1 protein-coding gene is annotated in these 1,300 nt (G+C 69.0%); it reads left to right on the forward strand.

The features are described from left to right. Positions 1 to 1,300, forward strand: a 1,300-nt coding sequence (locus ASE31_RS32130; RefSeq protein ID WP_200961140.1) for a hypothetical protein, incomplete at both ends; no start/stop codon positions are given.

The following is a 1,300-nucleotide window of genomic DNA, read 5'->3' on the forward strand; positions in this document are numbered from 1 at the left end:
CGGTGTGGCCCGCACCCTGTCCACCACCGGCAATGTGGAGGTGATCTCGGGCACCAGCTTTGCCGTGACCCTGGCCGGCGCCGACGTCGCTGCCGTCGAGGCGCTGTTCAACAAGAACGGCACCACCTCCAGCGGCGGCACTACCTACAACCTGGCTGCGGCCGACGACTGGAACAGCGTGGTCACCGGCGGCGACATTGCCGATCTCACCGGCAATGCCATCACGGTCTCGAACGTGCCCGTGCCCACCATCACCAGCGCCACCTACAACGTCGCCACGGGGGCCCTGGTGGTCACCGGAACGGGCTTGGGCTCCAAGGCGGGACCTGCCAATGACATCGTTGCGAGCAAGTTCACCCTGACCGGTGAGGGCAACGCCACCTACACGCTGACCACCACCGCCAATGTGGACATCACCAGCGCCACGTCGTTCACGCTGATCCTGAGCCCGGCCGACCAGGCAGCCGTGCGCGCCATCGCCAACAAGAACGGCACCAGTTCTACCAGCGGCACCACCTACAACCTGGCTGCGGCCGAGGACTGGGCCGCCGGGGCGGATGCCGCCGTGGTGCTGGCCGACCTCACGGGCAATGGCATCACCGTGGCCAGCGTGGCCGTACCCACCGTCACCAGCGCCACCTACAACGTGGGCACCGGGGTGCTGGTGGTCACCGGCACCGGGCTGCTGGGCCGGGCGGGCGCTGCCAACGACATCGTCGCCAACAAGCTGACCTTCACCGGCCAGGCCGGGGGCACCTACACGCTGACCGATACCCTGGACGCCGACATCGCCAGCTCCACCAGCTTCACCCTGACGCTGAGCGCCACCGACAAGACCGCCGTGAACCTGCTGCTCAACAAGGAGGGCACCGCCTCCAACGGCGGCACCACCTACAACATTGCCCTGGCAGAAGACTGGAACGCCGGGGCCGACGCGGCCGTGGTGATCGCCGATCTCACGGGCAATGCGGTCACGGCCAGCGGCTTCCCCTCGGACGGTGGCGGCACCCCACCCATCGGCACCCCCATCGACGGCGTGCCTGTCATCACCGAACCGGGCCCCGGCGGCTCCACCATCATCACCATCCCGGTGGTGCTGCCCACCCGGCCCGATACCCCTGGCACACCCTCTCCGCTGGCCGACATCCCCTTGGTCACCTCGCCCAGCGGCACCCCCATCGTCTCGGTCAGCGTGCCCACCGGGGTGGGGCTGCAGGCCGAGGGCCTGACCACCACGACCATGGGCTCCGCCGCCCTGGCAGAACTGGGGTTCCGCATCGAGCGGGTCACCGGCAACAAC

This window comes from Acidovorax sp. Root217, assembly GCF_001428645.1.
In the GTDB taxonomy this organism is placed as follows: domain Bacteria; phylum Pseudomonadota; class Gammaproteobacteria; order Burkholderiales; family Burkholderiaceae_C; genus Acidovorax.